Genomic DNA, 23,395 nt, shown 5'->3' with positions numbered 1-23,395 from the left:
GAGCCGTTGCGCGCCGACGACCGGTTTGTTGCGTGCGCCAGGGGGTGGGCGGCGATTCGTTGCACGACGTCGGTCGTATCTCCGGTCCTCCTCGAAGCGCAGGGCCGGGCGGTCTCCCCCCGCCGGGTGGCGGAGACCGGGTTCCGTCCCCGGCGCGATGTGCCGCGGGCACGGCGCCGGGAGAGTGGGGGCTGTCCACCTGACCTGCTGAAAGGGCCCCGATGAACCGCCGTACGAAGATCGTCGTGCTCGGCTCCGCACTGCTGCTCACCGCCGGGGCCGCCTCGGCCGCCACCGCGTCGGACGCACCGCGGCAGCGGGAGGCCGCCGCACTCACCGGCACCGCCAAGCTGTACCGCTCGGCCGGGGACGACATCACGTTCTCGTTCGACGCCCATCTCGCGGCGAAGGACACCGCCGACCCGATGAAGGCCACGGGCACCTTCGAGTTCAGCCACTACCTGAACGGCGAGGGCGCCCGGGCCAGGGCCACGGTCGACTGCCTGGTGACCGGCGGGAAGGTGGCCGTCGTCTCCGGGGTCATCACCTCCTCCGACCTGCCCGGCGCCGAGGGCAAGCGGGTCGGCATCACCGTCCACGACGTCGGCCACCACGACCGGCTCGGCTACAGCTGGGCCTCGACGGGCAGCCCCGTCGAGACGAAGGAGCTGCCCAAGTGCGTCGGGTCAGCCCCCTTCGAGAAGGTCAAGAAGGGGACGGGCGACTTCACGGTCGTGCCGTGGCGGCCCGACTTCTAGCCAACGCCAGTGCTAGCGCCACCACGAGGTAAGGAACCGCGAGCACCGCGAAGACCGTGCTGTGCGCCGCGTCCGTGCCGAGCAGGGCGTACACGCCGAACGTGGCGACCGTCACGAGCTCCGTGCCCAGACTCGCCACGGAGGTGAGCGTGGCCCGGCGGGACTCGTCGATACGGTGCTGGAGGCGGACGTCGGCAAGCACCTCCGCGAGCTGGAAGCCGCCGAAGGCGAGGCCCACGAGGGCGATGCCGGCCGGTGTCCGGGCCGCGGCGCCCACGGCCAGGGCGAGTGCGGAGGCCGCGAGCAGCGCCGCGAGTCCGGTCGTACCGAGGCGTTCGGCCGGCCCGGAGAACAGGCTCCCGACCGTGACGAGGGCCCAGACCAGCAGGAGCAGATAGGGCACGGTCGTCTCCGCCACACCGGTGTCACGGACCAGGAGAGGCGTGTACTCGTCGAGCGCGCCCCACACGGCGGCGACGGCCGGGACGAGCAGGAGAGCGCCGCGTACCGACCGGTCCCGGTGGACTTCGGCGAGTCCGGTGCGCAGGGTCGTCGCCCAGCCGTCGTCCCCCTTCCCGGGCCGGGTCCGGTGTTCCGGAAACCGGGTCGCCACCGCGGCGGCCAGCAGACACGCCAGCACACTGGCCGCGCCCACGGCCGGGTAACCGCCCAGCGCGAAGACCGGTCCGGCGAGGCCGATCGACGTCATCGTGGCCACCAGACGTGCCGCCCGCGCCCGGCCCGCCACGCGCGCGTACCGCTCGGCCGCGCCGAGCCGCTCCAGCTCGTCGTAGACCAGCGCCTCCAGCGCGCCGGAACCGAGCGCTCCCCCGGCGCCCCACAGGACGAAGCCGAGGGCGAAGGCCCAGTACGAAGGGACGATCACCCACAGCGCGAAGCCGACCGCGGTGAGCAGCGGGCCCACCCACAACAGCAGTCGGCGCGAGACGGCGTCGGCCCAGGCCCCGGAGGGGACTTCGAGGAGCACGGCTGTGATCGACCAGAGGGCGAACAGGGAGGAGATCTGCCAGAGCGACAGGCCGGTGTCGGCGAAGAGCAGTGCGTACACCGGGTAGAGCAGGACGAAGTCGTCGAGGAACGCGTAGCCGTACAGCGTGCTGGTCAGCCGGCGGACGCCGGTCGCGGGCACGCGCGCGGGTGAGAGTGTCATGTGGCCTTCCCGGAAGGGCGGTTCGGACGTCGTGGGTACGGCGTCCGAGGCGGCCCTCGGGAGGCACGGCTGGTGGATCAATGTCGCCAGGTCATGACACCGATGTTAGGCAGGTCGGGTCCCGTTGCCCAGCGAAAAAGTGGTGATCACGGCGGCGTGGTCGGACGGCCAGTCGTTGTCCTCGACGTCCGGCCAGGCCCGCGGGGTGCCGCAGACGTACGTCTCGGAGTCGAGCACCCGCAGCCCCCGGTGCAGGACGAAGTCGATCCGGTCCTGCGGCTCCGGGCGGCCGCTGCCGTCCTCGTGCTCGGCGTGGACCGGGGACCAGGTGTGGCCGGGGTCCCGTACGGGGTCCGGGTGGGCCTCGCGGTAGGAGTCGCGGAAGCCGGCCTCCTCGGCCGCCTTCGTGACCGGCCATTCAACGTCCGGCCAGTCGAGGTGGGAGGGGCTGTTGAAGTCGCCCACGAGGACGGCCGGCACGCTGTCGTCGATCCGGCGCAGGGTGTCCCGCATCTGGTCGAGCCGGACCTCCTCGTGGGCGATCAGATCGCCGGCCGGCAGCCCGTCGAAGGCGGATTCGTAAGGCCCGTACGGCGTGTAGTCCAGATGCACCGTCCAGACATCCACCTCCTGGCCTCCTACGGCGATACGGGCTCCGGCCGCCCCGTAGAAGCCGACGTCCGGGTCGCCGAGGGGGGCCGTGATCGGGTGGCGGCTGATGATCCCGAGGTTCTCGCCGGCCCGGTGGTGGTACCAGCCGAGCGCCTCGGCCAGTTCCTCGGCGGCGGTGCCGTACGTCTCCTGAAGCCCGACCACGTCCACGTCGGTCTCCGCGATGACCTTGAGCTGCTTGGCCCGGTGGTATTGCACCTTCGTGCCGCCGTACCAGAGGTTCCAGGTCATGACGCGCAGCCGGTGCGGCAGCAGGGCGCCCAGCTGCCCCGGGGTGACGCCCGTCAGGCTGGCCAGGACGGTCCGGCCGGGCCCCGCCTCGATGGGCGCGAGCGAGGGAACGGCGAGCACCGCGCACCCCGCCGCCTCGGCGGAGGCGACGCCGGTCTCCGTGTCCTCGACGGCCACGCAGGCCCGCGGGTCGACGCCGAGGCTGCGGCAGGCGGCGAGGTAGGGATCGGGGGCGGGCTTGGTGCGCTCGGTGTCGTCGGTGGTGACGGAGACGGCGAAGCGGCTCGCGCCGCCCAGGGCTTCGAGGACGATGTCGGCAACGGCTCTCGGGGACGCGGTCACCAGGGCCGTCGGTACGCTCTCCCGGGCCAGGGCGTCGAGCAGGTCGAGCGCGCCCGGGCGGGGCACGATGCCGGTGCGGACGCGGTCCGCGAACTCCCGGTGGAGCACGTCGGCCAGCGTCTCGGCCGGGGTGCCGGTGGCCGTGGCGAGCCAGGCGGCGGTGTGCTCGACGGGTCGCCCGAGCACCTCCGGCCGGTCCGCTTCGGTCAGCGTCCGGCCGGCCACCTGTTCCACCGCCTCCCACCACAGCCGCTCGGTGTCGACGAGCGTGCCGTCCATGTCGAACAGGACGGCCTGGAGCGGGAGTCGGGTCACGGTGGTCTCTTTCAGGTGGGGGGATTGCATGGTGTACGGCGGCTGCGGTCAGCGTTGACGTTCCGCCACCAGCACCGGCCGCTGGGGCAGCGACACGCGTACGGCGGCACCGGCGACCAGATCGGTGGCCTCGTGCGCGGGCAGATCGGCCTTGACCTCGGTGCCGTCGGCGAGCTTGACGGTGACGCGGACGGCCGCACCCAGGAAGGACGTGGCGACCACACGCGCGGCCCCGTCGACCTCGGCCCGTACCCGCACGGCCTCGGGCCGCACCAGCACGTCCACCTCGGTCGCCGACGGCACGGGACCGTCGACCGGCAGCCGCTGCCCGAGCACCTCGGCCTCGCCCTGGACCGACCGGCCCGGGATCCGGCTCATCGTGCCGACGAACTCGGCGACGAAGGCGGTGGCGGGACGGCCGTACAACTCGGCCGGGGCCGCGCACTGTTCGAGCCGTCCGGCGTGCATCACGGCGACCCGGTCCGCCATGGACAGGGCCTCCTCCTGGTCGTGGGTGACGAAGAGGGTGGTGATGCCGAGTTCCTGCTGGAGCCGCCGGATCTCCTCGCGGAGGCTGAGCCGCACCTTGGCGTCGAGCGCCGACAGCGGTTCGTCGAGAAGCAGGACACGCGGGCGCAGGGCGAGCGCGCGGGCCAGGGCGACGCGCTGCTGCTGACCGCCGGAGAGCTCGTGCGGGAACCGTCCGCCCTTGTCGGCGAGGCCCACCAGCTCCAGCAACTCGGCGGCACGCGCCCGCCGTTCGCTCGTACGCACCTTGCGCATGCGCAGTCCGAAGGCCACGTTGTCGAGCGCGTCGAGATGCGGGAAGAGGCTGTACGACTGGAAGACCATCCCGGCGTCGCGGCGATGGGCCGGGACCCGTGAGACGTCCTCGCCGTCGACCAGCACCTCGCCGGAGTCGGGGTGTTCGAAGCCGGCGAGCATGCGCAGCGCGGTGGTCTTGCCGCAGCCGGACGGGCCGAGCAGGGCGAGGAGTTCACCCGGCTGGACGGTCAGGTCGAGGCCGTCGAGGGCGACGGTCGCGCCGAACTCCCTTCGGAGTCCCCGGAATTCGACGGTCGCCGCCTTCGTCGAGGTCAGTTCAAGAACGGTCATGGTTCATCCCCGGGAAGTAGTACGGGTACGTCCGCCGAAGCCGGCCAGGACGAGGAGCAGCACCCACGTCACCAGCAGGCTGAGCACGGACACGGCGACGGAGAGCTGGGCCTGCGAGCCGCTGACGTTGACGATCCACACGGCGAAGGGCTGGAAGCCCAGCAGCTGCGCCACGGTGAACTCGCCGAGCACCAGGGCCAGCGTGAGGAAGGAGGCGTTGAGGAGCGCGCCGCGCAGATTGGGCAGGACTGCCTGGAGGAGAGCCTGCGGCCAGCCGGCCCCGCAGCTGCGGGCGGCCTCGACGAGGGTGCGGACGTCGACGGCACGCAGCCCGGCGTCCAGCGCCCGGTACACGAAGGGCAGTGCCATCACGACGTAGGCCAGGACGAGGACGAAGGGGAAGTCCGGGTTCTGGATCGCCACGAAGGTCTGGAACAGCGGGGTCCGGGAGAGGTGTTCGGGCCCCCACTTCAGGACCGTGCCCATACCGGCGACGAACGCGATCGGCGGCACGACTAGCGGCAGCGAGCACACCACCTCCACCACCGGCCGCAGCCGGGGCGCGCCGAGCCGCAGCGCGACCATGGCGGGCACCATCAGCAGCAGGACGAGGACGATGGTGGCAACGGCCAGCTCCAGTGAGAGCAGCAGGCTGGAGGTGAAGCCGTCGGTGGCGAAGATCTGTGTGTAGGCGTCGAAGGTGACGCCCCGGCCGGGCACGTCGACCGTGAAGACGACCGACGCAGCCAGCGGCACCAGGAAGTACAGGCCGGCGAGGCCGAGCACGCCCCAGCGCCACAGGTTCAGGCGAGCCATCGGGCGCTCCTTCGCTGAAGGGGCAGGTACACGGCCATCACCAGTCCGGCCACCAGGACCATGTCGAGGCTGAGGGCGAGCGCCACGTTCTCCTGGCCGACGAGCACGTTGCCGGAGATCGCGTCGGCGATCTGGAGGGTGACCAGCGGGATCGAACTGCCGACCATGGCTGCGGCGGTGGCGTACGCGGCGAACGCGCTGCCGAAGAGCAGCACGAGCCCGCCCATCAGCGAGGGCAGCAGCACCGGCAGGGCGACATGCCGCCAGTACTGCGTGGGCGTGGCGCCGTTGTTCTGGGCGGCCTCGCGCCACTGGGAGCGCAGTCCGTCGAGGGCCGGGGTGATGGTGAGGACCATCAGCGGGATCAGGAAGTACAGGTAGACGATGACCAGTCCCCAGAAGCTGTAGAGGTCCCAGCCCTTGTCGGTCAGGCCCAGGTGCCGGGTGAGCACGCCCGCGTTGCCGAGGGTGGCGACGAACGCGAAGGCCAGCGGAACCCCGCCGAAGTTGGCGAGGACACCGGACGCGGTGAGCACGGCCTCGCGCAGCGCGCTGAACCGGGAGGTGACCACGGCCTGCGCGAGCGGCAGCCCGAACAGCGCGGCCAGCGCCGCCGACACGGCCGACAGCTTCACACTGCCGAGCAGGGCCGTGAGGTACGCCCCCTGTAGCGAGGACGTCAGGTTGTCCACGGTGTACGAAGTGGCGCCGCTGACCGGGTCCTTGACGGTGAACGCGCCGTCCAGCATGGCCAGGGCGGGCAGGCCGAAGGCCACGGCGGTGAAGGCGAGCAGCGGGACGACGGCGACCCAGCCGAGCGACCGGCGCCGCCGCTTCACCGCAGCGGCGGGCGCCGAGTCGACCCGTACGGCGGTGGCCGTCATCCGGAGACGGCCTTCGCCCAGCCCTGCCCGAGGACCGTCTTGGCCTTGGCCTGCTGCTCCTCGGTCGGGAAGGTGGGCGTCCCGGAGACCTCGGGGAGCTTGGCGGCGGCCGTCTTGTCGAGGGTGCCGGCCTTCTCCATGGCGGTCATCAGGACCGGGCGGGCGTACCCCTTGAGCCACAGGTTCTGGCCCTCGGCGCTGTAGAGGTACTCCTGCCACAGGCGGGCGGTCGCCGGGTGTGGGGCGTCCTTGTTGATGGCCTGCGAGTAGTACTGCGAGAACTGGCCGTCGGTCGGGACGGCGACCTTCCAGTCCACGCCCTTGGACGTGAACTCGTCGGCGTAACCGGCGTTCAGGTAGTCCCAGTCGATGCTGATCGGGGTCTCGCCCTTTTCGACGGTGGCCGGGGTGGACTCGACGGGCGTGTAGTTGCCGTTCTTCTTCAGCTCGGCGAAGAAGTCGAGGCCGGGCTGGATGTCGTCGAAGGAGCCGCCGTGGGCGAGGGCCGCCGCGTAGACGCCGCCGAAGGCCGAACCGGACTTGGTGGGGTTGCCGTTGAGGGCGACCTGACCCTTGTACTCGGGCTTGAGCAGGTCCGCGAAGGTGGTCGGGCAGGTCTTGACGCGCTTGGCGTCGCAGCCGATGGAGATGTAGCCGCCGTAGTCGTTGTACCAGCGGGCCTGCGCGTCCTTCTGGCCCTCGGGGATGTCGGCGAAGGACGCCACCTTGTACGGCGCGAGCAGGCCCTGCTGGGCGGCGCTCAGCGCGAAGGAGCTGCCGAGGTCGAGGACGTCGGGTGCACGGTCCTGGCCCTTCCTCGACGTGACGGCGTTGATCTCGTCCTGGCTGGAACCGTCCGGGTTCTCGACCGAGATCTTGATGCCGTACTTCTTCTGGAAGCCGTCGATCAGGGCGCCGTAGTTGGCCCAGTCGCGGGGCAGCGCGATGGCGTTGAGCGTGCCCTCCTTCTTGGCGGCCGTCACCAGCGCGTCCATGCCTCCGAACTCGGCGGCGGAGGTGGCGGTGGCGGCGCTCTTGCCGTCGGCGGTGGTGGACTCGTCGTCGGGGGCGGCGCCACAGGCGCTCAGGGCGAGGGCGGCGATGACGCCGAGGGCGGCTGTTCTCGGCAGGGACACGGTCACGGCTTCTCCAGGGGACGCGCGAGGGTGCAGGAGCCAAACAGGGAGAACTTGTCTGAACAAGTTGGCCTTAGTAAGGCGGCAACTGGTGTCGTGTTCGTAAACAGTGGAGAAACCCTGAGCTCCTAGAACCTGCACAGTCCTGACTGACACGGATCACCAAGGTACGTCGACTAGGCTGGTCACGCTGTGCACAGTGGCCGACTCAGAGGGGAAGCATGGCGGCGCGACACGAGGAGATCGCCGACGAGCTGCGGCGGGCGATCGACCGCGAGGAGTACACAGTCGGCAGCCTGCTGCCGGCCGAGACGGACCTCGCGGGCCACTACGGCGTCTCGCGCGGAACGGTCCGCCAGGCCGTCGCGGCGCTGACCGCCGAGGGGCTCATCGGCTCCCGCCAGGGCGCCCGCCGGATGGTGCTGGCCAGTCGGCGCAGCCAGAGCTTCGCCGAGCTGCGCAGCTTCGCCCAGTGGGCGCGCGCGATGGGCCGCGAGGCGACCGGTCAGGTCGTCGCCCAGGACTACCGTCCGGCGACCACCGAGGACGCCGTACGGCTCCATCTGCGCGAAGGGACACCGGTGTTGCACGTGCTGCGCGTGCGCGGTCTGGACGGTGAGCCGGTCCTGCTGGAGCGGACGGTGTACGCCGACTGGATCGCCCCCGCGGTCGAGCCGATCGAGCCGGACTGCGCTTCCGTGACGCAGCGGCTGCTCGATGGCACCGGGCTGGTCTTCGCCTACGGGGAGCACGTCATCGACGCGGTGGCGGCGGGTGCGCAGGATGCCGAGTTGCTTTTGGTGCGGCGTACCAGTCCGCTGTTGCGGGTGCGGCGGGTGACCACGACGCGGGAGGGTCGGCCGGTGGAGTGGTCGGACGACCGGTATCGGTCGGATGCGGTGAGCTTCAGTGTGTACAACTCCATTGGCAACAATGCGTTGGCTCGGAAGACGGCGGAGTAGGGCTCGGGACCTACGGTCGGTTGCCGGGTGCGGGTCGTCTGTGGCTGGTCGCGCAGTTCCCCGCGCCCCTTTGGGGCGCACAGATACCGTGGCTTCATGGAGATCGCGGCGTTGGCTCACGTGGACGAGCACACGACGGTTGTCTCGGCGGAAGCTGCCGATGTCTGGCGGAGCCTTGGGGAGGCCCTGGAGCGTTCCTTCGAAAGTGGCCGGGCGAGGGGCTATGCGCGGCTCGTCGGCTGCGCCGACCAGACGGCGTCCGGGCCGCGGCCGTTGGCCCAGGGATCGACGTTTCCAGGATTCCGGGTGGCCTTGGCGGAACCCGGCAGGGAGCTGATGCTCGTCGGGCGGCACTACTTCTCGACGTATGCCCTGGTCTTCCGGCTGGAGGAGGCCGGGGACGGCCGCACCCGGCTGCGCGCCGAGACGCGGGCCAGGTTCCCCGGTCCGGGCGGGGCGGTCTACCGGCTGCTGGTCATCGGCTCGGGCGGACACGCCCTGGTCGTGGGACGTCTGCTGTCGGCGGTCCGGCGCCGGGCGGAGTAGGTCAGGTCGGCGAGCCCGAGGAGAACCGGCGCAGCAAGGGCGACAGCACCAGCACCGACTTGGTCCGCTCCACGAACGGCTCGCCCGCGATCCGCTCCAGCACCCGCTCGAAGTGGCGCATGTCGGAGGCGAAGACCTGGACGACCGCGTCCGCGTCTCCGGTGACGGTCGACGCGGCGACGACCTCCTGGTAGCGCTCCAGGCCTCGCCGGATGGTCTCCGGCGAGGTGTTGTGCCGGCAGTAGATCTCGACGAACCCCTCGGTCTCCCAGCCGAGCGCCGACGGGTCCACCCGTACGGTGAAACCGGTGATGGCCCCGATGGCGCGCAGCCGGTCCACGCGCCGTTTCACGGCGGGCGCGGACAGGCCGACCAGCTGCCCGATGTCCGCGTAGGAGCGGCGGGCGTCCTCGGCGAGGGCGTGCACGATGCGTTCGTCGAGATCGTTCAGCACTGCGGGTGGTTCACTTCACTTCTGATACGGCTGCTACAGCGAGGCGGGAACGGCGATAGCCGTAACTGAAGTAGAACACGAGACCGGCGGCCATCCAGCACCCGAAGACGGCCCAGGTCACGGTGTCGAGGCTGAACATGTTGTACGCGCAGAAGCCGAAGCCCAGGACCGGCAGGACCGGCCCGAACGGCACCTTGAACGTCCGCTCCAGCTCGGGTCGCCGGTACCGCAGGATGATCACCGCGATGTTGACCAGCGCGAAGGCGAACAGCGTGCCGATGCTGGTGGCGTCGACGAGCTTGCCCAGCGGGATCAGGGCGGCGAGCGCGCCGCAGAACAGGGACACGATCACCGTGTTGAGGCGCGGCGCACCGGTCTTGGCATGGACCTTGCCGAGCGCCTTGGGCACCAGGCCGTCGCGGGACATCGCGAAGAGGATGCGGGTCTGGCCGTAGAGCACGGTGAGGACCACGCTCGCGATGGAGATGACCGCGCCGAGCGCGAGCAGGGTGCCCCAGAAGCTCTGGCCGCTGACGTCGTTCATGATCGCGGCGAGGGAGGCCTCGGAGCCCTCGAACTTGGTCCAGTTCCAGGCACCGACGGCGACGGCCGCGACGAGCACGTAGAGCGCGGTGACGATGATCAGCGACAGCATGATCGCCCGCGGCAGGTCCTTCTTGGGGTTCTTCGCCTCCTCACCGGCGGTGGAGGCAGCGTCGAAGCCGATGTACGAGAAGAACAGCGTGGCACCGGCGGCACTGACCCCGGCCATGCCGAGCGGCATGAAGTCCTCGTAGTTGCCGGACTTGAAGCCCATGAAGCCGATCGCGCAGAACAGCACCAGCGCGGCGATCTTCACGGCGACCATGATCGTGTTGGCGCGGGCGGACTCCCGTACGCCACCGAGCAGGAAGACCATCGCCAGCAGGACGACGACCAGCGCGGGCAGGTTGATGACACCGCCCTCACCGGGCGCCGAGGACAGGGCGGCCGGAATGGTGACCCCGATCGTCCCGTCGAGCAGCTCATTGAGGTACTCGCCCCAGCCGACCGCGACGGCGGCCACGGACACGCCGTACTCCAGCACCAGGCACCAGCCGCAGACCCAGGCGACGAGTTCGCCCATCGTTGCGTATGCATACGAGTACGAGGAGCCCGCGACCGGGATGCTGCCCGCGAGTTCCGCGTACGAAAGGGCCGAGAACAAGGCCGTGAGTCCGGCGATCACGAAGGCGAGGGTGACCGCGGGGCCGGCCTCGGGCACGGCGTCGCCGAGCACCACGAAGATGCCGGTGCCGAGCGTGGCCCCGATGCTGATCATGGTCAGCTGCCACAGCCCGAGCGAGCGGCGCAGCGACCCTCCCTCACCCTGGCCGCCCTCCGCGACCAGGCGTTCCACGGGCTTGCGCCGCATCAGCCGCGCGCCGACGCCCGGGGAAGCGGGGACGGTCTGACTGCGGTCGTGCGGGGGTGCGCCTTGGTCTAGCACGCGCTGGCTCCTTCATCGCTGCCGGTCAGGGCGGCAGGGACCAGCGGCACCCCGTCGAGCAGGGACCCACCGAGCGGGGTCCCTGCCACGCCACGTACGAGGCGACAGCCTACGAGCAATGTCGTTGCCCGTGTAATGCAGCAACCTTGCGTATGCCTGCAAGATCATTGCGTCGATCATGGATGGATGGGTGTTCGTTGCACGACGGCTGCCGACCGTTGCGTACGGGCTTTCGGCGGGCGTCGAGAAGTCAGCTCCAGCTGGCGTGCAGCGGCTTGCCCTCCGCGTAGCCGGCCGCGCTCTGGATGCCGACGACCGCCTTCTCGGCGAACTCCTCCAGGGAGCCCGCGCCGGCGTAGGTGCAGGAGGAGCGGACGCCCGCGATGATCGAGTCGATCAGGTCCTCGACGCCCGGGCGGGCCGGGTCGAGGAACATACGGGAGGTGGAGATGCCCTCCTCGAAGAGCGCCTTGCGGGCCCGGTCGTAGGCCGATTCGTCGGACGTACGGTTGGCCACGGCACGCGCGGACGCCATACCGAACGACTCCTTGTAGAAGCGGCCGTTGGCGTCCTGCTGAAGATCGCCGGGCGACTCGAACGTGCCCGCGAACCAGGATCCGACCATCACGTTGGACGCGCCTGCGGCCAGCGCCATGGCGACATCGCGCGGGTGCCGGACACCGCCGTCGGCCCAGACGTGCTTGCCGTACTTCTTCGCCTCGGCGGCGCACTCCAGGACCGCGGAGAACTGCGGCCGGCCGACGCCGGTCATCATGCGGGTGGTGCACATCGCACCCGGTCCGACACCGACCTTGATGATGTCGGCGCCGGCCTCGATGAGGTCCTTCACCCCGTCCGCGGACACGATGTTGCCCGCGACGATCGGGACCTGCGGGTCGAGGCCGCGGACCACCTTGACCGCACTGATCATCGACTCCTGGTGGCCGTGCGCGGTGTCGATGACGAGCGTGTCGACACCCGCGTCGAGCAGCTGCTTGGCCTTGCCCGCGACATCGCCGTTGATACCGACGGCGGCGGCGATGCGCAGCTTGCCCTTCGCGTCCACGGCCGGCGTGTAGAGCGTGGCGCGCAGGGCGCCCTTGCGGGTGAGGATGCCGGCGAGGCGGCCGTCCTGGTCGACCGCGGGGGCGAAGCGCCGGTTGTGGTGGTCGAGGGTGTTGAAGGCCTCGCGCGGGTCGATGTCGGCGTCGAGCAGCAGCAGGTCCTTGGACATGACGACCTCGAGCTGCGTGAAGCGGTCCACGCCGGACAGGTCGGCGTCGGTGACCACACCGATCGGCCGCTGCTCCTCGTCCACGACCACACCGGCGTTGTGCGCGCGCTTAGGCAGCAGGGACAGCGCGTCGGCGACGGTCTGGTGCGGGGCCAGCACGATCGGGGTGTCGAGGACGTGGTGGCGGCTCTTCACCCAGCCGACGACCTCGGTGATCACGTCGATCGGGATGTCCTGCGGGATGACCACGAGGCCGCCGCGCCGGGCCATCGTCTCGGCCATACGGCGGCCGGCGATGGCGGTCATGTTGGCGACGACCAGCGGGATCGTGGTGCCCGTCCCGTCCGGGGAGCTGAGGTCCACGCCCTGCCGCGAGCCGACCGCACTGCGGTTCGGCACCATGAAGACGTCATCGTACGTCAGGTCGTAGGGAACCGGAGCTGACTCCACGGGCCGTCCCGTACCGGGCTCAAGGAAACGCATAAGTCTCACATTTTCACGCGAAACGGCGCAGGTCACTCCCACAAGGACACAGCAAAACGCCCCCGCGTTCGTGTGATCCTCCAGTGAGGTACGGGGGCTCCGGTGTCAGGCAGTGGAACCTGCCTTACCCCGAGAGCTTACCCGAACGCGCCGGACGAGGCCCTGTGGGGCTGGTGCACCGCCGCGCCCTCCTCTCAGGGTGCGGCGGCCGAGTCGCCCAGCGTGTGTCAGTTCGCCGCGTTCATCAGGTCGAGGGCGCTCTGCTGGCGGGCGGCGTCGGTGGAGTCCACCGGGCCGGCCCAGTGCAGCCCGTACGCGTCGAGTGCGGTGCGGTCGCTCGCGTACGCGGAGTCGGCCTGCCGCCGGAGGTACGACGTGTAAGGACGGTCGGACAGCCGGGCGTTGAAGGCGCTCAGCCCGCGGACGTACGCGCCCTTGAAGGACGGTCCGTCGCCGCCGCAGCCGCCCGTCTCGCACGGCTCCCGCAGGATCCCGCCCGGGTTGAGGTAGGTGGACGTGGTCGAGGCGTCCGCGATCTGGCGGCCGGTGGTGAGCAGGGCGGAGTCGCCGGTCGCCCGGTGCAGCTCCGACAGACCGCCGAGCAGCACGCCCTGGTTGTAGGTCCAGGTGGTGTCGCCGTTGTTGCGGCAGGTCGACAGGTTGATGCCGTCGTTGACCAGATGGGAGCTGTTGATCATCCCGGTGCCCTTGAACCACGACCACTCGGCGTTGGCCCGGCCGAGATAGACCGTGTCGCCCGCGATGCGGTTGTGCAGGGCCGCGTTCAGCTCCAGGTAAAGGGAGTTGGCGATGGCGTTCTTGTAGGTCCTGGCGGTGCTCCACCACACTCCCCCGCCGCACGTGGAGTCCCAGTACCGCGCCATGTAGTCGGCGTCGGCGCGGGCGGTGTTGAGGTAGCGGCTGTCGCCGGTGAGGTCGTACGCGGCGACCCAGGCCAGCCCCCACCACCCCGTGTCGTCGATGTAGTCGTTGGTGAAGTTGCCGCCCTGGGCGGAGAGGTTGCGGTCGTAGGTGTTGGCGATGGCGTAGTCATAGCTGCCCATGCCGGTGACCCGGATGTTGTCGATGAGGGCGGTCAGGGCGTTGGCCGAGTTCCACCAGCCGGTGGTGTCGAACAGGCCGGTGGAGTTGTTGTACGACTGCATCAGCGCCGTGGCCGCCGCCGTGGGGCGGTTGTACGCGTTCCAGGTCGTCCGGGCCCATGCCGTGCAGGCGATCTCGGCCCGGTCTCCCGCCTTGCCGCAGGCACGCAGCGCGCCGACGCCACGGTTGCCCCAGTCGTCGACGTTGTACATCAGGGTGCGCCAGCCGGTCTGGCCGGCCGGGATCGTGGTGTCGCCGAGCTTGCTGCCCGAGGCCCAGGTCCGGCCGCCGTCGAAGGAGCGGTCGAGCCAGACCTCGTCGCCCGGGCTGCCGTTGGTGATCGAGGCCCAGCCCATCGCGTCGGTGTCGTCGAAGTGCAGCGCGATGCTGCGGGAGTGGATGGTGGCGGTCACCGGCTGCCGGTCCCCCGGGGACAGGCCGGGGTCACGGGCGTCGCAGTACTTGTTGCACACGGTCGCCTTGGCGGCGGCGACCGCTGTGCCGTCGGTCGCCGGGACGAGGAGGGCGAGAGCGAGGGCGGCGAGAAGACCGGCCCCGGCTCTTCGGATGCGTTCCGCTGACGGTGTCATGCCGACTCCATGGGTGTGGGGGATGCGGGAGGTCAGCCCAGGCGCCACTGCTGGTTGGCGCCGCCGTTACAGGTCCAGAGTTCGAGCTCGGTGCCGTTGACGTTGCCGGCCGGCTGGTCGCCGCCGGTGACGTCGAGGCAGAGGCCGGACTGGGTGCCGGTGATGGTGCCGTCGGGGTTGAGGCTCCACTTCTGGTTGGCGCCCCCGGTGCAGTTCCACAGCTGCACCTTGGTGCCGGCGGAGGTCCCGTTGTCGTAGGCGTCCAGGCACTGGGTGCCGCCGTAGAGGCGGAGTTCACCGGCGGCGGTGATGGTCACGGCCTGGTTGGTGCCGCCGCCGCAGTCCCAGATCTGGATCCTGGTGCCGGGGGTGGTCTGGTTGTCGTAGGCGTCGAGGCAGCGGTTTGAGGAGGCGCCGATCAGCGGGTGGGTGGTGCCGACGCTCGTGCCGCTGCCCACGGACACCCGGTACATCACCGAGCCGTGGCCGGGGACCCTGGCCGAGATGGATCCGCCGGTACTGCTGACGACATGGGACCAGAGGTTGTTGAGCCGGTACGAGGACGCCGCGGGGAGACCGACCGCGCCGGCGGAGGTGGTGATGGTGGCGGCGGAGGAGTTCTCGTTGAAGAGGACCACCGAGACATCGCCGTTCGCCAGCGGCTTGGCCAGCACATGGAGACCGCCGGAGGAGGACACCTCGGTGCCCTGCTTGCCCAGGCTGTCCTGGTCCACGGCGATGACATCCTTGTTGCCGTAGAGGGAGAGCGTGGCGGCGGAGGCCTTGCGCATGTCGTTCCCGGCGATCAGCGGCGCGGCCATCTCCGCCCACAGGCTGAAGTGGGAACGGTCCTGGTTGAACGACATGCCGTTGCCGACTTCGAGCATGTCGGGGTCGTTCCAGGCGCCGGGCTTGGCGTACGGGGCGAGCTTGACGTTGGCCTTGAAGATCGACACCACCGTGGAGAAGTTGAGGTTGATGTCATCGGTGGTGCGCCAGCTGTTGCCGACGTCCGCACCCCAGGTCCACACGTCCGCGAGGCCCCAGTTGCAGAGGCTGTAGACGATGGGGCGGCCGGTGTTCGCCAGGGCGTCCCGCATGGCCGTGTAGCGCTGCCGGTCGGGCACGTTCTCGTGGTTGCAGTTGTCGTACTTGAGGTAGTCGACGCCCCAGGCCGCGAAGCTGTTGGCGTCGGTCTGCTCATGGCCGAGGCTGCCGGGGTAGCCCTGGCAGGTGGCGCTCCCGGCGCTCTCGTAGATACCGAGCTTGAGGCCCTTGCCGTGGACGTAGGCGGCGGTGCCGCTGATGCCGCTGGGGAACTTGACCGGTTCCGGGACCAGTTGGCCGGCGGAATTCCGGGTCCGGGTCATCCAGCAGTCGTCGATATTGACGTACTGGTATCCGGCGTCCTTCAGGCCGGAGGAGACGAGATAGTCGGCGGTCTCCTTGACCAGCTGCTCGCTGACGTTGCAGCCGAAGGCGTTCCAGTCGTTCCAGCCCATCGGGGGCGTCCTGGCCAGACCGTTCTCGAGCGCCTGGGCGCGGGGCGCGGCGCTGAGGACGAGCAGGGGCGGCGCGAGCACGAGAAGCAGGAGCAGCGCGAACGTGGCGCTCAGCGATCTCGGGAGTCTCAACGGTCTCAAGGAGAGGGTCATGTCGGTGTCTCCCGTGTGCCGTGTGGGGCGGCCAGGACAACGTGCCCAGACCCATGGAAACGTAACCATCGAGAAGGTCCCACCACTCCGGCATACACGTCAATGGTCCGGACCATGACCATCACCGCCGTCAACCACTGGTGCTGTTCGGACCGTTGACGACTCTCCAGCGCCATGACAACGTTTCCATTCATCCAGCACCGGCGTCCGAATGGAGACGTTCCCATGCGCAGGTTTCCCTCCCGCCGGACGCTGGTCGGCTCCGGGCTGACGGCCATGGCCACGATGGCGGCCACATCCACCGCAAGCGCGGCCGCCGCGGACGGCGGCCATGCGGAAGACGCGGAACACCGGTCCCGCGCGCTGTCCCGTGCCAGAGCCGCCTATACCGCCCTGGAGAGACACTTCGGCACGTCAGACGGATCCGGACTGGTCCGCGAGCAGTATCCGGCAGCCCCGGACGACAAGCCGTACTCCTACGAATGGCCCTTCTCCCAGGTACACATCGCCGCTCTGGACCTCGCGGCCGTGGACCCGGCGTACGAGTCGGAGCTGACCGCCTGCGCGAAGGCCCAGGAGCACTACTGGAACGCCGGCGGAGGCACGACCGGGCTGCCCGGCTACGACTCCTACCCCCGCGCCCCGTACGGCTCGGGCGGCGACATGTTCTACGACGACAACGAGTGGGTCGGCCTGGCAAAGGTCCAGCGCTACCTACAGACGGGGGACACCGCCGCGCTGGCCCGCGCGAAGGAGATCTTCGCGCTCGTCAGGTCAGGCTGGGACACCGACCCCTCCCACGCCGCGCCCGGCGGCGTCTTCTGGACCCAGGCGACCTGGAGCCACGACCGCAACACCGTCTCCAACATGCCGGGCGCCCAACTCGCCCTGCGCCTCCACCTGATCACCGGTGAGAGCGAGTACCTGGACTGGGCGAGACGGTTCTACGACTGGACGAACACCCATCTGCTGAGCCCCGGCGGGCTGTACTGGGACCACCTCGACCTCCAGGGCACGATCGAGAAGACGGTCTGGTCGTACAACCAGGGAGTGCCGGTCGGCGTCAACGTCCTGCTCCACCGGGCGACCCGCGAACGCGTCTATCTGCGCCGGGCCGAGCGGATCGCCGAGGCCGCGTACACCTACTACGTCACGCAGGGGCGGCTGTTCAGCCAGCCGGTGTTCTTCAACTCGATCTTCTTCAAGAACCTGCTGCTCCTGGAGTCGGTGTCCGGGGACGGCAGATACCACCGCGCGATGACCGCCTACGCCGACCAGGTGTGGTCCACCATGCGCGATCCCGCGACCGGGCTGGTGCACTTCAACTCGTCCGGCGGCACGGAGGCGATCCAGCAGGCGGCCCTCGCGCAGCTCTACGCCGTACTCGCGTGGCCCCGCGCCCTCTGGCCGACGCTCTACTGAGACGGAGGCTGGGACTGGGGCTGGGGCTGGGGGCCCAACTCCCCCGTGCCCCGCGCGATGAGCCGCACCGGCAGCACGGTCCTGCGGTAGGGCGCACCCTCTCCGTTGATGCGGTCGATGAGCAGATGGGCGGCGCGGCGGCCGAGTTCCTCGGTGTCGGAGGTCACCACCGTGACCGGGGTCGGGAGCATGTCGGCCAGCTTGAAGTCGTCGAACCCCACCACCGCGACGGGCGCCCGCAGTTGCTGGCTCGCTCGCAGGACGCCCTCGGTGAGGAAGCCCGTGGTCGAGAAGATCGCCGTCGGCGGGTGCGCCGACGTCAGCAGGGCGTGGGTGGCGGCGGAGGCGTCGTCCGTGGTGCCGCGCCGCAGGGCGACGACCAGGTCCTCGTCGACGGGGATGCCGCTGCGCCGCAGGGCCTTGCGGTAGCCGCGCAGCCGGCGGCCGGTCGTGTAGTACGAGGGCGCGACAAGGATCGCGATCCGGCTGTGGCCGTGGTCGACGAGGTGCTGGGTCGCCGCCGCTCCCCCGCCTTCGTTGTCGACGACCACGACATCCGCCTCGGCGCCGGTGGCGGGCCGGTCGACGAAGACGATGGGCACCTGGTCGTGGGCGTTGACCTCGTCGAGAAAGGCGTGGTCGCCCTGGTCGGGCACGATGATGAGCCCGGCCACCCGCCGCCCGATGAGCTCGCCCACCGCACGGCGCTCGACCTCCGGGTCCTCGTCGGCGGTGCTGAGGACCACCGCGTACCCGGCCTGGTTCGCCACTTCGACGGCCGCCTTCGCCAGGGACGCGTAGAACGGGTTGGTCAGGTCACCGAGCAGCAGCCCGACGGTCATGGAGGTCTGCCCGGGGCGGAGCGACCGCGCGATTTCGTTGCGCTGGTACCCGATGGCGTTGATGGCGGCGTTGACCCGCTCGGCCGTCTCCTCACGGACCGTTCCGATGCCGTTGACGACGCGCGACACGGTGACTACGGCGACTCCGGCCCGCTCTGCGACATCGCGCATCGTCGGCCTGGTGTTCTGGCGCTGCGGGGAACGACTGCTCACGTGGTGCCAAGACCAACTTTCTTCACCGGGCGGCCGGGTGACGGCCCTCAGGATACGTTTCCGGATACGTTTCCGGGTCCCGGCGCATGCCCCGGTCGGCAGGGCGGATTCCAGGGTGACCGGGGCATTGCGTCCGCACGGTTCGGTGTCAGGGCCTGTCGCCCTAACCGTTGCTCTTGATCACGTCGTTGATCTTGTCGGTCATGGTCTGCAGATCGGACAGCGGCTTCTTGCCCTGGAGGATGTCCGGCCAGTACGCGGTGATCAGGTCGTTGGACTGGCCGGCCCACTGCGTGGTGAAGCGCACGCCCATGGTCAGCGGGGCGTCCAGGTCCGCCTTGACGGTGGACGCCACCGTCGTCAGACCGGCCTTGCCGAGGGCGTCGTAGTACGCGTCCTGGGCGCCGGTGTAGGCCGGCACGGCCACGGGCGAGTCCGGGAGCACCTTGGTCCACACGGTGGAGTTGAGATACGAGAGGACTTTGAAGGTGGCGTCCGCGTTCTCGGTGTACGACGGGGTGCAGATACCCACCGCGTCGTACAGGGTGGCCGCCTTGTCGACCTGGGGCAGGGGCGCGAAGCCGTACTTGATCTTCGGCTTGTCGGTCAGGAACCCGGCGGCCAGCCACTGGCCGCTCCACAGCATCGGGATCTCTCCCGCGGCGAACAGCGACTGCTGGTTGGAGATGTCGTAGCCGGGAGGTGCCACGGCGCCGCTCTTGATGCCCGCCACGAGTTTGCCGACGCCCTCGGTGTAGGTCGCGTCGGCGGTCACCTTGGTGGGCTGGTGGACGCTGTCGGTGAAGGGCGCGCCGCCGGCGGACAGGGAGTAGAGGCTGAGGCTGAAGGGCGCGTCCAGAGCGGTCATGGCGTCGGCGACCAACCCGTACTTGGCGCCCTTCTTGTGCAGCTTGTCGGCGGCCGCGTACATCTCGTCCCAGGTCCAGCCGTCGGCCGGCAGGGGTATTCCGGCGGCCTTGAAGGCGTCGATGTCGTACCAGATGCCGTAGGTGTTCATCAGGGAGGGAACTCCGCCGATCTTTCCGTCGGCGGTCTTCCAGTTCTTCATGGCGGTGGGGACGAAGCTGCCGGCGGTGAAGTCACCGGAGCCGGACAGCTTGGACGACCAGTCGGTGAGCAGGCCCTGGCCGCTGTACTGGAGTTCGGTGTCGTTGCCGCACCAGAACAGGTCGGGCAGCTTCTTGGCCTGGGTGAGGGAGGCGAGCTTGTCCCCGTAGTTGCCGTTGGGGGTGTCGACGCGCTTGACCGTGATGTCGGGGTCGTGGAAACCGGCCAGGGCCTGGTCGATGAGCTTGTTGGTCGCGTTCGACTCCCAGGTCATCACGGTGACCGTGGTCTTCCCGCCGGACTCCTTCCCCGAGGAGCCTCCGCAGGCGGACGTGGCCAGCAGTCCGCCTGCCACCAGCAGGGCTCCGGCGACGTGCACTGTTCGTTTCAACATGGCCTCCGGGTACGTGGTTCGGGTCGGCCGACCTCGGTACGGGTCAGCGCTGGTTGACGGTGCCCAGTGCGCTCAGGCCTTGGATGAAGTAGCGCTGGGCCACGAAGAACACGGCCAGTGGGGGGAGCATGTAGAGCAGGTTGGCGGCCATGTAGAGGTGCCAGTCCGGGGTCTGGCCGGCGAACTGGCCGACGAAGGAGGCCATGCCGACGCTCAGCGGCCACTTCTCGGACGAGTACAGGTAGATGAGCGGGTTGAGGTAGTCGTTCCACGAGAACTGGAAGGCCAGGATGGCCATGGTGATCCAGGCCGGCCGGGTGATGGGCAGCATGACGCTGAAGAAGATCCGGATGTGTCCGGCGCCGTCCACCTTGGCGGCCTCGTCGATCGAGTGCGGCACCGACAGGAAGTACTGGCGGGCGAGGAAGATGAACAGCGGATTCCCGCCGAGGAAGGCCGGCACGATCAGCGGCAGCCAGGTGTCGTACCAGCCGATGTCCTTGAAGAGCTGGAACAGCGGGATGATGCCGACCACCGGGGGGAGCATCATGCTGCCGACGAAGAGGTAGAACCAGAGCCTGCGGCCCGGGAAGCGGAGCCGGGCCAGGGCGTATCCCGCCATCATCGAGGTCATGACGCCGCCGAGCACCGACAGGCCGGTGATGACAAGGGAGTTGAGCAGCAGGCGGGGGAAGTGGATCGCCTTCGGTCCGTCGATGAAGTTCTCGAAGTGGAACTCGTCGGGCAGCAGCCGGGGCGGGACCTGGAAGACCGCCGACTGGCCCTTCAGGGCGATGGTGAGCATCCACAGGATGGGCAGGACCATCACCGAGGAGATCAGCAGCGCGGCGGCGTACCAGGACGCGGTCCGTACGGCCTTCCGGGGCGGCCGGGGCGCATGGGTGGCGGTTGTCGGTTGCGGGGACGGCGCCGGCTCCGACGCCGTCGCGACATCAGGAGACGTGGTCACTGTAGGTCCAAATCGACGAGAAGCGGGCGGTGGCGGCGATCACGACGACGATGACCAGGAAGAGAACCCACACCTGGGCGGAGGCGTAGCCGAAGTCGGCGACCCGGCCGAGCGTGGGGAAGCCGTTGTTGTAGATCGACAGCATCAGGACCCTGGTGCTGAAGCCGGGTCCGCCGAGGCCGTCCGGTGAGAGGATCTTCGGCTGGTTGAAGGTCTGAAGGGCGGTCACCAGCTGAAGCACGACCTGGAGCACCATGATCGGGCTGATCAGCGGCAGGGTGATCCGGAAGAACACGGTCCCGGGGCCGGCGCCGTCGATGCGGGCCGCCTCGTAGAGCTCGGTGGGCACCGCCTGGAGCGCGGCCAGGAAGATGATCATCGTCGACCCGACGCTCCACAGCATGACGATCACGATCGACGGCATCGCCGAACTCGGACCGGACAGCCACTCGCTGGTCGGGAGGTGAAGCCACGTGAGCACCTGGTTGGCCAGGCCGACTTGAGGGTTGAAGACGAACTTCCAGAGCGTGATCGTGGCGACCACCGGTAGCACCACCGGAAGGTAGACCAGGGTGCGCAGGACGCGTACGCCCCGCATGCGCCGGTTGCAGAACACCGCCAGCGCCAGCCCGATGGCCAGCGACGCCGGTACGTACAGGACGACCAGCAGCAGGGTGGCGCGCACCGAGGGCCAGAACGACGGGTCGGTGGTGAACATCCGGCGGAAGTTGTCGAGGCCGACGAAGGTCGGGTCGGTCAGGCCGTTGTACCGCGTCAGCGCGAAGTAGGCCGAGCGGATCAGCGGGTAGACGACGAAGACCGCGAAGCCGATGAGAGCCGGCGCCATGAACGCGTACGCGGCCCGGGTGTCCGACCCGAGTTTCCCTCGCCGGCGCCGGGGGCGGCGCAGTGACGGACGCGGGGGCGGGTGCAGTTGCCCGTCCGGAGTGGCTGTCACACGCGCTCACCTTCTCCTCTTCCCCTTCGAGGAGTTGGCGAGGACGCAGACCGGGGCGGACCCGACCGTCTGGTGGTCTCCAGCTCCTTCAAGGTAACGTTTCCATTCCCTGTTGATCACACGGTGGCGCACGCCACAGAGGGAGTCAAGAGGCGCGATGGTAACGTTTCCCGGATCAACATCCGGAACAGTGTGGGCAGTTCCGGAGTCGCTGAGAACACTCGGACGACGGCTGGCCACCGAGTTGCGGGGCAGCCCGGCAGCGGACATCGTCGAGAGTTGCCTGACCAACACATGGACCACGTCGATGAGTTGGGGTGCCGATCCGACGGGTCCTTCGCACGTCCCGGAAGTCTTCGTCAGGACCGGCGACATCCCGGCGATGTGGCTGCGTGACAGCACGGCCCAGGTCCGCCCCTACCTCGCCCTGGCCACGGATCCGGCGGTCGGCGACGTGCTGGCCGGCGTATCGCGCCGACAGATCCGCTGCGTCCTGCTGGACCCGTACGCCAACGCCTTCAACGACGGACCCACCGCCGCGCACGGCGAGCCCGGCGACCGGCCCACACCGGGAGACTGGGTGTGGGAGCGCAAGTACGAACTCGACTCCCTCTGCGCGCCGTTGCAGCTGGCGTACGCGATCCGGCGGGCGAGCGGTCGTGAGGACCACCTCGACGACGCTTTTCACCGCGCCGCCTGGACGATCGTACGGATGTGGTGGGCGGAGCAGTCCCACACGCACTCGCCCTACTGGTTCATCCGGCCGTCGGGCCCCTTCGCCGGTGACAGCCTTCCCCAGGGCGGCCGCGGGGCCAGCGTCCGGCGGAACGGTATGACGTGGTCGGGCTTCCGGCCGAGCGACGATCCGTGCCGGCACGGCTATCTCGTCCCGGCCAACGCGCTGGCGTCCGCGACCCTGCACGGGCTGGCCGAGCTGGCCTCGTCCGCCCTCCGCGATCCGGAACTCGCCCAGGAGTCACGGAGGCTGGCCGACGAGATCGACGCCGGAATCCTGGCCAACGCGGTGGTCAAGGCCGGCGGTGCGTCCGTCCTCGCCTACGAGGTGGACGGCCTCGGCGCGGTGCTGCTCGGCGACGACGCCAACCTGCCCAGCCTGCTGAGCCTCCCCCTGAGCGGCTGGTGCACACCGGAGGACCCGCTCTATCAGGCCACCCGGAAACTGGTGCTCTCCCCGTCGAACCCGTCGTTCTTCAGCGGCAGTCACGCGTCAGGCATCGGCAGTACGCACACTCCGGACGGTCACGTCTGGCCGCTGGCCATCGCCACCGCCGGCCTGACCGGCGACGAGAACGCCGCGGCACGGGCCCTTGAGACACTGGCGGCCACAACCGCCGGCACCGGCCTGATGCACGAGAGCTTCCATGTCGACGACCCCGGCCGCTACACCCGGGACTGGTTCGGCTGGGCCAACGCCATGTTCTGCGAACTCGCCCTCGACCTGTGCGGGGGCGGCGTGCGGGGCCTGTTTCCCGTGCACCCGCGGACGCTGCCCGCCTCGCCGGTCGCCCACAGCAGGCCTGCCTGACCGGCGCCGTCGCCGTCCCCACAC

The 23,395-nt window shown here is 69.7% G+C and carries 20 protein-coding genes; 5 read left to right on the top strand and 15 right to left on the bottom strand.

The features are described from left to right. The first annotated feature begins 221 nt into the window (after window positions 1-221). Window positions 222-758, top strand: coding sequence for a Repetin (locus KCH87_RS35595; RefSeq protein ID WP_210591945.1), 537 nt, complete (start codon window positions 222-224; stop codon window positions 756-758). Here the strand turns inward: KCH87_RS35595 and KCH87_RS35590 are convergent. The 6 genes from KCH87_RS35590 to KCH87_RS35565 all read right to left on the bottom strand — a co-directional run bounded on the left by KCH87_RS35590 (window position 727) and on the right by KCH87_RS35565 (window position 7,447). Further along, window positions 727-1,929, bottom strand: coding sequence for an MFS transporter (locus KCH87_RS35590; protein WP_210591941.1), 1,203 nt, complete (start codon window positions 1,927-1,929; stop codon window positions 727-729). The two genes, KCH87_RS35595 and KCH87_RS35590, sit on opposite strands and share 32 nt — an antisense overlap. 105 nt (window positions 1,930-2,034) lie before the next feature. Then, the gene (locus KCH87_RS35585) at window positions 2,035-3,489 is read right to left on the bottom strand and encodes an HAD-IA family hydrolase (protein WP_210591939.1); all 1,455 of its coding nucleotides are present in this window, start codon (window positions 3,487-3,489) and stop codon (window positions 2,035-2,037) included. A gap of 48 nt (window positions 3,490-3,537) precedes the next feature. Continuing rightward, the gene (locus tag KCH87_RS35580; RefSeq protein WP_210591936.1) at window positions 3,538-4,605 is read right to left on the bottom strand and encodes an ABC transporter ATP-binding protein; all 1,068 of its coding nucleotides are present in this window, start codon (window positions 4,603-4,605) and stop codon (window positions 3,538-3,540) included. Between the two features lie 3 nt (window positions 4,606-4,608). Beyond that, window positions 4,609-5,421, bottom strand: a complete 813-nt coding sequence (locus KCH87_RS35575; RefSeq protein ID WP_210591934.1) for an ABC transporter permease — start codon at window positions 5,419-5,421, stop codon at window positions 4,609-4,611. After that, a complete protein-coding gene (locus tag KCH87_RS35570; protein ID WP_210591932.1) occupies window positions 5,409-6,305 on the bottom strand; it encodes an ABC transporter permease subunit in 897 nt (298 codons plus the stop codon). Before KCH87_RS35570 ends, KCH87_RS35575 begins: the two co-directional genes overlap by 13 nt. Beyond that, window positions 6,302-7,447 carry an ABC transporter substrate-binding protein gene (locus tag KCH87_RS35565; protein WP_210591930.1) on the bottom strand — a complete coding sequence of 382 codons (1,146 nt, stop codon included), beginning with the start codon at window positions 7,445-7,447 and terminating at the stop codon, window positions 6,302-6,304. The genes KCH87_RS35570 and KCH87_RS35565 overlap by 4 nt, the downstream gene beginning before the upstream one ends. Window positions 7,448-7,662: 215 nt before the next feature. Here KCH87_RS35565 and KCH87_RS35560 point away from each other — a divergent pair, with 215 nt between their 5' ends. Together KCH87_RS35560 and KCH87_RS35555 are read left to right on the top strand one after the other, a co-directional pair. After that, window positions 7,663-8,403 carry a GntR family transcriptional regulator gene (locus KCH87_RS35560; RefSeq protein ID WP_210591928.1) on the top strand — a complete coding sequence of 247 codons (741 nt, stop codon included), beginning with the start codon at window positions 7,663-7,665 and terminating at the stop codon, window positions 8,401-8,403. A gap of 96 nt (window positions 8,404-8,499) precedes the next feature. Further along, a complete protein-coding gene (locus tag KCH87_RS35555; protein WP_210591926.1) occupies window positions 8,500-8,949 on the top strand; it encodes a hypothetical protein in 450 nt (149 codons plus the stop codon). A 1-nt stretch (window position 8,950) separates the two neighbouring features. Here KCH87_RS35555 and KCH87_RS35550 read toward each other — a convergent pair whose 3' ends face one another. From KCH87_RS35550 to KCH87_RS35530, 5 genes are all read right to left on the bottom strand, one after another. Beyond that, window positions 8,951-9,403, bottom strand: coding sequence for an Lrp/AsnC family transcriptional regulator (locus KCH87_RS35550; protein WP_210591924.1), 453 nt, complete (start codon window positions 9,401-9,403; stop codon window positions 8,951-8,953). 10 nt (window positions 9,404-9,413) lie between these two features. After that, entirely contained in the window at window positions 9,414-10,892 is a 1,479-nt protein-coding gene (locus tag KCH87_RS35545) for an amino acid permease (protein WP_210591921.1), read from the bottom strand. A gap of 250 nt (window positions 10,893-11,142) precedes the next feature. After that, the gene (locus tag KCH87_RS35540; RefSeq protein WP_210591918.1) at window positions 11,143-12,609 is read right to left on the bottom strand and encodes a GuaB1 family IMP dehydrogenase-related protein; all 1,467 of its coding nucleotides are present in this window, start codon (window positions 12,607-12,609) and stop codon (window positions 11,143-11,145) included. Window positions 12,610-12,836: 227 nt separating this feature from the next. Further along, the gene (locus KCH87_RS35535) at window positions 12,837-14,303 is read right to left on the bottom strand and encodes a glycoside hydrolase family 76 protein (protein WP_210591916.1); all 1,467 of its coding nucleotides are present in this window, start codon (window positions 14,301-14,303) and stop codon (window positions 12,837-12,839) included. A gap of 32 nt (window positions 14,304-14,335) precedes the next feature. Next, the gene (locus KCH87_RS35530; protein ID WP_210591914.1) at window positions 14,336-15,958 is read right to left on the bottom strand and encodes an alpha-galactosidase; all 1,623 of its coding nucleotides are present in this window, start codon (window positions 15,956-15,958) and stop codon (window positions 14,336-14,338) included. A 225-nt stretch (window positions 15,959-16,183) separates the two neighbouring features. Between KCH87_RS35530 and KCH87_RS35525 the strand changes: the two genes are divergently transcribed. Further along, window positions 16,184-17,380, top strand: coding sequence for a glycoside hydrolase family 76 protein (locus KCH87_RS35525; RefSeq protein ID WP_210591912.1), 1,197 nt, complete (start codon window positions 16,184-16,186; stop codon window positions 17,378-17,380). On the opposite strand, the gene KCH87_RS35520 is transcribed toward KCH87_RS35525, so the two are convergent. From KCH87_RS35520 to KCH87_RS35505, 4 genes are all read right to left on the bottom strand, one after another. After that, window positions 17,374-18,393, bottom strand: a complete 1,020-nt coding sequence (locus tag KCH87_RS35520) for a LacI family DNA-binding transcriptional regulator (protein ID WP_210591910.1) — start codon at window positions 18,391-18,393, stop codon at window positions 17,374-17,376. The genes KCH87_RS35525 and KCH87_RS35520 overlap by 7 nt on opposite strands. Before the next feature lie 205 nt (window positions 18,394-18,598). After that, window positions 18,599-19,897, bottom strand: coding sequence for an ABC transporter substrate-binding protein (locus KCH87_RS35515; RefSeq protein WP_247197297.1), 1,299 nt, complete (start codon window positions 19,895-19,897; stop codon window positions 18,599-18,601). A gap of 43 nt (window positions 19,898-19,940) precedes the next feature. Beyond that, window positions 19,941-20,867, bottom strand: a complete 927-nt coding sequence (locus KCH87_RS50530) for a carbohydrate ABC transporter permease (protein ID WP_210591908.1) — start codon at window positions 20,865-20,867, stop codon at window positions 19,941-19,943. Continuing rightward, complete coding sequence (locus KCH87_RS35505) at window positions 20,851-21,825, bottom strand: sugar ABC transporter permease (protein ID WP_308298995.1); 975 nt, start codon at window positions 21,823-21,825, stop codon at window positions 20,851-20,853. The genes KCH87_RS50530 and KCH87_RS35505 overlap by 17 nt, the downstream gene beginning before the upstream one ends. 190 nt (window positions 21,826-22,015) lie before the next feature. Here KCH87_RS35505 and KCH87_RS35500 point away from each other — a divergent pair, with 190 nt between their 5' ends. Then, entirely contained in the window at window positions 22,016-23,371 is a 1,356-nt protein-coding gene (locus KCH87_RS35500; RefSeq protein ID WP_210591906.1) for a glycoside hydrolase family 125 protein, read from the top strand. The last annotated feature ends 24 nt before the right edge of the window (window positions 23,372-23,395 follow it).

The sequence above is a fragment of the Streptomyces sp. GESEQ-35 genome (assembly GCF_017948485.1).
Lineage (GTDB): Bacteria > Actinomycetota > Actinomycetes > Streptomycetales > Streptomycetaceae > Streptomyces.
This window is presented reverse-complemented; position numbering and strand designations above follow the sequence as displayed.

Bases quoted from the DNA above. Each gene is read 5' to 3' on its own strand.
- KCH87_RS35535 (WP_210591916.1), bottom strand. From the start codon at position 14,303: ATGACACCGTCAGCGGAACGCATCCGAAGAGCCGGGGCCGGTCTTCTC.
- KCH87_RS35575 (WP_210591934.1), bottom strand. From the start codon at position 5,421: ATGGCTCGCCTGAACCTGTGGCGCTGGGGCGTGCTCGGCCTCGCCGGC.
- KCH87_RS35515 (WP_247197297.1), bottom strand. From the start codon at position 19,897: ATGTTGAAACGAACAGTGCACGTCGCCGGAGCCCTGCTGGTGGCAGGC.
- KCH87_RS35540 (WP_210591918.1), bottom strand. From the start codon at position 12,609: ATGCGTTTCCTTGAGCCCGGTACGGGACGGCCCGTGGAGTCAGCTCCG.
- KCH87_RS35530 (WP_210591914.1), bottom strand. From the start codon at position 15,958: ATGACCCTCTCCTTGAGACCGTTGAGACTCCCGAGATCGCTGAGCGCC.
- KCH87_RS35570 (WP_210591932.1), bottom strand. From the start codon at position 6,305: ATGACGGCCACCGCCGTACGGGTCGACTCGGCGCCCGCCGCTGCGGTG.
- KCH87_RS35555 (WP_210591926.1), top strand. From the start codon at position 8,500: ATGGAGATCGCGGCGTTGGCTCACGTGGACGAGCACACGACGGTTGTC.
- KCH87_RS35590 (WP_210591941.1), bottom strand. From the start codon at position 1,929: ATGACACTCTCACCCGCGCGCGTGCCCGCGACCGGCGTCCGCCGGCTG.
- KCH87_RS35520 (WP_210591910.1), bottom strand. From the start codon at position 18,393: ATGCGCGATGTCGCAGAGCGGGCCGGAGTCGCCGTAGTCACCGTGTCG.
- KCH87_RS35560 (WP_210591928.1), top strand. From the start codon at position 7,663: ATGGCGGCGCGACACGAGGAGATCGCCGACGAGCTGCGGCGGGCGATC.
- KCH87_RS35580 (WP_210591936.1), bottom strand. From the start codon at position 4,605: ATGACCGTTCTTGAACTGACCTCGACGAAGGCGGCGACCGTCGAATTC.
- KCH87_RS35525 (WP_210591912.1), top strand. From the start codon at position 16,184: ATGCGCAGGTTTCCCTCCCGCCGGACGCTGGTCGGCTCCGGGCTGACG.
- KCH87_RS35595 (WP_210591945.1), top strand. From the start codon at position 222: ATGAACCGCCGTACGAAGATCGTCGTGCTCGGCTCCGCACTGCTGCTC.